Below are 8,512 nucleotides of genomic sequence, written 5' to 3'. Positions count from 1 at the left end.
GCCGTGGAACGGCTACAACTTCGAAGACTCGATCCTGCTCTCCGAGCGGATCGTGAAGGAAGACGTCTTCACCTCGATCCACATCGAGGAGTTCGAGGTGATGGCCCGCGACACCAAGCTGGGCCCTGAGGAAATCACCCGCGACATTCCGAACGTCTCGGAAGAAGCGCTGAAGAACCTCGACGAAGCCGGCATCGTCTACATCGGCGCGGAAGTGCGCGCCGGCGACATCCTGGTCGGCAAGATCACGCCGAAGGGTGAAAGCCCGATGACGCCGGAAGAGAAGCTTCTGCGCGCCATCTTCGGCGAGAAGGCCTCCGACGTCCGCGACACCTCGCTGCGCGTGCCTCCGGGCGTGCAGGGCACCATCGTCGAAGTGCGCGTGTTCAACCGGCACGGCGTCGACAAGGACGAGCGTGCGCTGGCGATCGAGCGGGAAGAGATCGAGCGTCTGGCCAAGGACCGCGACGACGAGCAGGCGATCCTGGACCGCAACGTCTACAACCGTCTTGCCGAGCTGCTCGAGGGGCGGCAGGGCATCGCGGGTCCGAAGGGCTTCAAGAAGGACACCAAGATCACCCGTGCGGTGCTCGAGGAGTATCCGAAGTCGCAGTGGTGGCTGTTCGCTTCGCCCAACGACAAGCTGATGGCCGAGATCGAGGCCATGCGGAAGCAGTACGACGAGTCGAAGAAGGGGCTCGAGCAGCGCTTCCTCGACAAGGTCGAGAAGCTTCAGCGCGGTGACGAATTGCCGCCCGGCGTGATGAAGATGGTCAAGGTCTTCGTCGCGGTGAAGCGCAAGATCCAGCCCGGCGACAAGATGGCCGGCCGCCACGGCAACAAGGGCGTGGTGTCGAAGATCGTGCCGATCGAGGACATGCCGTTCCTGGAGGACGGTACCCATGCCGACATCGTGCTCAATCCGCTGGGCGTGCCGTCGCGCATGAACGTCGGACAGATCCTCGAGACGCATCTCGGCTGGGCTTGCGCCGGCCTCGGCAAGCGTATCGGCCAGACGGTCGATGCGTATCTGTCGAAGCAGGACATCAGGCCGCTGAAGGAGACCTTGAAGAAGGTCTACGGCGAGGACGAGACGATCAAATCGCTCAACGACGGCGAACTGATCGAGCTCGGCCGCAATTTGAGCCACGGCGTGCCGATCGCGACGCCGGTGTTCGACGGTGCCAAGGAAGCCGACATCGAGGAGATGCTGAAGCTTGCCGGTCTCGACGCTTCGGGTCAGTCGACCGTCTATGACGGCCGCACCGGCGATCCGTTCGATCGCAAGGTGACGGTGGGCTACATCTACATGCTCAAGCTGCACCATCTGGTCGACGACAAGATCCACGCGCGTTCGATCGGTCCGTACTCGCTCGTCACCCAGCAGCCGCTGGGCGGCAAGGCGCAGTTCGGTGGCCAGCGCTTCGGCGAAATGGAGGTGTGGGCGCTCGAAGCTTACGGCGCGGCCTACACGCTCCAGGAGATGCTGACCGTGAAGTCGGACGACGTCGCCGGCCGTACCAAGGTGTACGAGGCGATCGTCCGCGGCGACGACACGTTCGAGGCCGGTATTCCGGAATCGTTCAACGTGCTGGTCAAGGAAATGCGCTCGCTCGGCCTCAACGTCGACCTGCACAATTCCAAGGTGGGACCGGCGCCGACGTCGGAAGCGGCCGAGTAATACGACCCTCATGCCCGGCCTGAACGGCCGGGCATCGGCGCCCCGTCCCCCGAGCCTCGAGGGCAGGGCGCCCCGCAAAGTGATTTTCGAATTTGCTGCCGGAGGCGACCGGCACGCGAGGAGAAGACGATGAACCAAGAGATTATGAATCTTTTTAACCCGACGACTCCGGCTCAGGTCTTCGACCAGATCCGGATCTCGATCGCGTCCCCCGAGAAGATTCTGTCCTGGTCCTACGGCGAGATCAAGAAGCCGGAGACCATCAACTACCGCACCTTCAAGCCCGAGCGCGACGGCCTGTTCTGCGCGCGCATCTTCGGGCCCATCAAGGATTACGAGTGCTTGTGCGGCAAGTACAAGCGCATGAAGTACAAGGGCATCATCTGCGAGAAGTGCTCGGTCGAGGTCACGCTGTCGCGCGTCCGGCGCGAGCGCATGGGCCATATCGAGCTCGCGGCTCCGGTCGCCCACATCTGGTTCCTGAAGTCGCTGCCCTCGCGCATCGGCCTCCTGCTCGACATGACGCTGAAGGATCTCGAGCGGATCCTCTACTTCGAATATTACGTCGTGCTGGAGCCGGGCCTCACCGCGCTGAAGGACCRCCAGCTGCTGTCGGAAGACGAGTATCTGAAGGCGCAGGACGAGTACGGCCAGGATTCCTTCACCGCCATGATCGGCGCGGAAGCGATCCGCGAGCTGCTCAAGGGCATGGACCTCGAGAAGCTCGAGGTGTCCCTGCGCGCGGAGATGCACGAGACCGACTCCGACATCAAGCACAAGAAGCTCGCCAAGCGGCTGAAGATCGTCGAGGCGTTCCGCCACTCCGGCAACAAGCCGGAATGGATGATCCTGACCGTGGTCCCGGTGATCCCGCCGGACCTGCGTCCGCTGGTGCCGCTGGACGGCGGCCGCTTCGCGACCTCGGACCTCAACGACCTCTACCGCCGCGTCATCAACCGCAACAACCGCTTGAAGCGGCTGATGGAGCTGCGGGCGCCCGACATCATCATCCGCAACGAGAAGCGCATGCTTCAGGAGGCGGTCGACGCGCTGTTCGACAACGGCCGCCGCGGCCGCGTCATCACGGGTGCCAACAAGCGCCCGCTGAAGTCGCTCGCCGACATGCTCAAGGGCAAGCAGGGCCGCTTCCGTCAGAACCTGCTCGGCAAGCGCGTCGACTATTCGGGCCGTTCGGTGATCGTGGTCGGTCCCGAGCTGCGCCTGCATCAGTGCGGCCTGCCGAAGAAGATGGCGCTGGAGCTGTTCAAGCCGTTCATCTATTCGCGGCTTGACGCCAAGGGCCTGTCCACGACCGTGAAGCAGGCGAAGAAGCTGGTCGAGAAGGAGCGGCCCGAGGTCTGGGACATCCTGGACGAGGTGATCCGCGAGCATCCGGTGCTGCTCAACCGCGCACCGACCCTGCATCGTCTCGGCATCCAGGCGTTCGAGCCCGTGCTGATCGAGGGCAAGGCGATCCAGCTCCATCCGCTGGTCTGCGCCGCGTTCAACGCCGACTTCGACGGCGACCAGATGGCCGTGCACGTTCCGCTGTCGCTCGAAGCGCAGCTGGAAGCGCGCGTCCTGATGATGTCGACCAACAACATCCTGCACCCGGCGAACGGCCAGCCGATCATCGTGCCGTCGCAGGACATCGTGCTCGGTCTCTACTACGTCTCGATCATGCGCGAAGGCCTGCCCGGCGAGGGCAAGATCTTCGGCGAGATGGCGGAGCTCGAGCATGCCCTGCATGCGAAGGTCATCCACCTCCACACCAAGATCAAGTATCGGTGGGAAGGCATGGATGAGACCGGCAAGGTCTCCAAGCGCTGGATCGAGACCACCGCGGGTCGCGTCATGCTCGGCAATCTGCTGCCGAAGAACCCGAGGATTTCGTACGAGATCATCAACAAGCTGATGACCAAGCGCGAGATCTCGGGCGTCATCGACCAGGTCTACCGCCACTGCGGCCAGAAGGAGACGGTGATCTTCTGCGACCGCATCATGGCGCTCGGCTTCTACAACGCGTTCAAGGCCGGCATCTCGTTCGGCAAGGACGACATGGTCGTGCCGCACTCCAAGTGGAAGATCGTCGATACCACCCGTACGCTGGCGAAGGATTTCGAGCAGCAGTACAACGACGGTCTGATCACCCATGGCGAGAAGTACAACAAGGTCGTCGACGCCTGGTCGAAGGCGACCGAGGAAATCGCCAAGGCGATGATGAAGGAGATCTCCTCCACCAAGAAGACGGCGAGCGGAGCCGACGCCGACATCAACTCGATCTACATGATGGCGCACTCCGGTGCGCGTGGTTCGCCGGCGCAGATGCGCCAGCTCGCCGGCATGCGCGGCCTGATGGCCAAGCCGTCGGGCGAGATCATCGAGACGCCGATCATCTCGAACTTCAAGGAAGGCCTCTCGGTGCTCGAGTACTTCAACTCGACCCACGGCGCCCGCAAGGGCCTCGCGGACACCGCGTTGAAGACCGCGAACTCCGGCTACCTGACGCGGCGTCTGGTCGACGTGGCGCAGGACTGCATCATCACGCAGGACGATTGCGGCACCAAGCTCGGCATCAAGATGCGCGCCATCGTCGATGCCGGCACCGTGGTCGCTTCGCTCGGCTCGCGCATCCTCGGACGCACGGCCTGCGAAGACGTGCGTGACAGCTCGGGCAAGGTGATCATCAAGCGCGGTACGCTGATGGAAGAGAGCCATCTGGATGCCATCCACCAGGGCGGCGTCCAGGAGGTGAAGATCCGCTCGGCGCTGACCTGCGAGCTCGTCAACGGCATCTGTGGCAAGTGCTACGGCCGCGATCTCGCTCGCGGCACGCCCGTCAACCACGGTGAAGCGGTCGGCGTCATCGCGGCGCAGTCGATCGGCGAGCCGGGCACCCAGCTCACCATGCGCACCTTCCACATCGGCGGTGCGGCGCAGCTCAACGAGCAGTCGTTCGTCGAATCCAACTTCGACGGCAAGATCGTGATCCGGAACAAGGCCATCGCCCGCAACAGCGAAGGCCATCTGGTCGCGATGGTGCGCAACATGGTGGTGGCGATCGTCGATGCCGACGGCACCGAGCGTGCGACGCACCGTATCCAGTACGGTTCGCGCCTGCATGTCGACGAGGGCGACACCGTCAAGCGCGGCCAGCGCATCGCCGAGTGGGATCCCTACACCCGTCCGCTCCTCACCGAGGTCGAAGGCACCATCGGCTTCGAGGATCTGGTCGAGGGGCAGTCGATCTCGGAAACGCTGGACGAGGCCACCGGTATCGCCAAGCGCGTGGTCATCGACTGGCGCTCGCAGCGCGGCGGCGCGGACCTGCGTCCGGCCATCGTGATCAAGGGCAAGGACGGCAAGGTCCTCAAGCTCGCCCGTGGCGGCGATGCCCGCTACATGCTGTCGGTCGACGGCATTCTGTCGGTCGACGTCGGAGCCAAGGTCCAGGCGGGCGACATCCTCGCCCGTGTCTCGACCGAAAGCGCCAAGACGCGTGACATCACCGGCGGTCTGCCGCGGGTGGCGGAACTGTTCGAGGCACGGCGTCCGAAGGATGCGGCGATCATCGCCGAAATCGCGGGCACCATCCGGTTCGGGCGCGACTACAAGAACAAGCGTCGCATCTCGATCGAGCCGATGGACAAGACCGACGAGCCGCGCGAGTACCTGATCCCGAAGGGCAAGCACATCCACCTTCAGGACGGCGACGTCGTCGAAAAGGGCGACTTCATCGTGGAAGGCAACCCGGCGCCGCACGACATCCTGGCGGTCAAGGGCATCGAGGAGCTCGCGGCCTATCTGGTCAACGAGATCCAGGAGGTCTACCGGCTCCAGGGCGTGCTCATCAACGACAAGCACATCGAGGTGATTGTCCGTCAGATGCTCCAGAAGGTGGAAGTCACCGACCAGGGCGACACGGACATGATCTCGGGCGAGCAGGTCGACAAGATCGAGTTCGACCAGCTCAACGAGAAGGYCAAGGAAGAGGGCAAGAAGATCGCCACGGGAACGCCGGTTCTGCTCGGCATCACCAAGGCGAGCCTCCAGACCCGCTCGTTCTTCTCGGCGGCCTCGTTCCAGGAGACCACGCGCGTCCTCACGGAAGCGGCGGTCAACGGCAAGGTCGACCCGCTCGAGGGCCTCAAGGAGAACGTCATTGTCGGCCGGCTGATCCCGGCGGGCACCGGCGCCTCCATGGCCAAGATCCGCGAAGTCGCCATGAAGCGCGACAAGCTGATCCTCGACGAGCGCGAGAAGCAGGCGGCCGTGGTGCCGCCCGCGCCGGAAGTCGAGCCGATGGCGCTGCCGCCCGCGGAATGATGGCTCATCCGTAGGAATACCGAGGACACTGAAAAGGCCGGCGTAAGCCGGCCTTTTTGCTGCTTTGTTTGCTTGCTGCGATRCAGGATCGACCTTTGTTCATCTTTCCTTCAGCCTGAAAAGCGCTTCTGTTATGGGAGCTTAGACCGGTGGTCCCGTGACGGGGGCAGGGCCGGAGACCACGGAACTGATATGCTTGACCTCGCAATCGTAGGCGGCGGCCCCGGCGGGCTGATGAGCGCCTGGTATCTGAAGCGTAAGCTCGGCGATCTCTGCCGCGTCACCATCTATGAGGCGTCCGACCGGCTCGGCGGCAAGATCGTCACGCGCAAATTCGATTCCGCGCCCGCGATGTACGAGGCCGGCGTCGCCGAGATCTACGACTACTCGATGACCGGGCCCGACCCGCTGCGCGAGCTGATCCAGCATTTCGGTTTGCAGACCATTCCGATGGACGCGGAACAGGTGCAGTTCGGCGGCGAGCTGCTCGACGACGTGGCGGGCATGCGCCGCAAATACGGCGCCAAGACTGCGGCGGCGATCGAGGCGTTCCGCGCGCGCTGCGCCGAACAGATGTCGCCGGTCGAATATTACGAAGGCGTCGGTGCGCACGACAACGAGAACCCCTGGGCCTACAAGACCGCCGAGCAGGTGCTCGACGAGGAGGTCGAGGACGACACGGCCAAGCGCTTCTTCAAGGTGATGGCCCGCTCCGACATCGCCACCGAGAGCCATAACACCAACGGGCTCAACGCGCTCAAGAACTATTTGATGGATGTCGACGGCTATATCGGCCTCTACTCCATCCAGAACGGCAACGAGCAGATCATCGAATGCCTGCAGTCAGAGGTGAATGCCGACATCCAGCTCAATCACCGCGTGCTCGCCGTCGGCAAGGCGCCGACCGGCCGCTATCAGCTCAAGATGATGAACGGCAAGGGGCCGGAGACGCGCGACTTCGACCTGGTGCTGGTCTGCCTGCCGCATTCATGGCTTGCGACCGTCGGCTGGGAAGGCGAGCAGCTCCGCAAGTCGATGGTCAAGCACGTGTCGTATTTCGACCGTCCCGCGCACTATCTGCGCGTGTCGATCCTGTTCGATACGCCGTTCTGGGGCGACAGGATCGCCGGCGCCTGGTTCATGTCGGAAGCCTTCGGCGGCTGCTGCGTCTACAATGAGGGCGCGCGCCACGACGTCGGCAAGCACGGCGTGCTGAACTGGCTCATTCCCGGCTCCGACGCGCTCGCCTTCGCCAATTTGTCGGATCAGGAACTGATCGATGCCGCGCTGAAATCGCTGCCGGCTTCGCTGGGCGATGCGCGCGCGCATTTTCTGGAAGGCAAGATCCACCGCTGGCTGTCGTCGGTCAACGCGATTCCGGGCGGTCTGCCCGTGCGCGACGTCATGACCAATCACCGGCCGGAGCCGAAGGAGCATCCCGGCATCGTGCTGGTCGGCGACTATCTGTTCGATTCCACGCTGAACGGCCTGCTCGACTCCTCGGATGCGGCCACCGACATCATCCTGACCGAGATGATGCGCCTGCGCCGCGAGCACGCGCAGGGCGACAAGCCGCTCTCCGACAAGATCGACCGCGGCTATTTTGAGAACTATCGCGGCCAGGGTCCTTACGGCGAGGCGTGGCAGCACTTCACGGATCCCGACTATCTCACAAAGCTGATCGGCATCGTCTGGGGCAAGGCCAAGGGCGCCAGGCTGCTGGTCGCGGGCTCGGCCAGCGGCGAGCTGGTCGGCGCGCTGCGCGAGCGCGGCATCGACGCCTTCGGCATCGAGAACAACCGTGCAATTCACGCCAGGACGCCGAAGGCGCTGAAGAAGTACAACAAGCTCGGCTCGATCCTCGACATGCCGTTCAAGGACGGTGCGTTCGACTTCGTGTTCGAGACCAGCCTCTGCCACGTTTCCCCGAAGCAGGTGGTCCGCGCCATCCGGGAGTTGAACCGCGTGGTCAAGACCGGCCTCGTGTTCGGCTCGATCACCTCGGACATGGCGCCTGCGCTGATCGACCGCTACGACCTGCTGCGCGGCGTCAAGAAGCTCGGCACCTGGTGGGAATGGTCGGAACTGTTCTTCGGCAACGGCTTCGATCTGTCGATGCACCGCAAGGACTGCACGGATGCGCTCTGGGAGGCGACGCTCGCGGCCAACAAGGGCCCGGGCCAGTGGTACGCCGACGCCGACAGCCTGCGTTATTCCTTCTTCGACAAGGTCGAGAACGAGGACGAGGACTAGCCGCGGGATCGGATCAATTCGCCAATTGCTTTGCCGAATTGATCCTGATCGCATAGAATCGATGCGATAGCGGCTGCCGCTATTTCCCTGCTTTCTCTGCGGTCATGCCGGCCGTCAGCATCGGTTGGTTTCATGGCGTCCAAGCCTCTCTCGCCCGACAAACAGAAGCTCGCTACGGAAGAGGCGGCCGAGCTCAAGGACAAGCTCGTGGCCGGCGACAAGCCCGAGCTGGAAGACGACGAGGACGACGAG

At 63.7% G+C, this 8,512-nt stretch carries 3 protein-coding genes; all 3 read left to right on the top strand.

Annotation, left to right across the window (positions count from 1 at the left end; all coding sequences use genetic code 11):
* On the top strand, positions 1-1,681 hold a 1,681-nt coding region (gene rpoB, locus ACXJL8_RS26205), incomplete at its 5' end, for a DNA-directed RNA polymerase subunit beta (protein WP_456685851.1).
* Positions 1,682-1,810: 129 nt separating this feature from the next.
* The gene (gene rpoC / locus ACXJL8_RS26200; protein WP_456685850.1) at positions 1,811-6,007 is read left to right on the top strand and encodes a DNA-directed RNA polymerase subunit beta'; all 4,197 of its coding nucleotides are present in this window, start codon (positions 1,811-1,813) and stop codon (positions 6,005-6,007) included.
* Between the two features lie 192 nt (positions 6,008-6,199).
* Complete coding sequence (locus tag ACXJL8_RS26195; RefSeq protein ID WP_456685849.1) at positions 6,200-8,260, top strand: FAD-dependent oxidoreductase; 2,061 nt, start codon at positions 6,200-6,202, stop codon at positions 8,258-8,260.
* Positions 8,261-8,512: the final 252 nt, after the last annotated feature.

The organism is Bradyrhizobium sp. P5_C11_2 (assembly GCF_054049755.1).
This window is presented reverse-complemented; position numbering and strand designations above follow the sequence as displayed.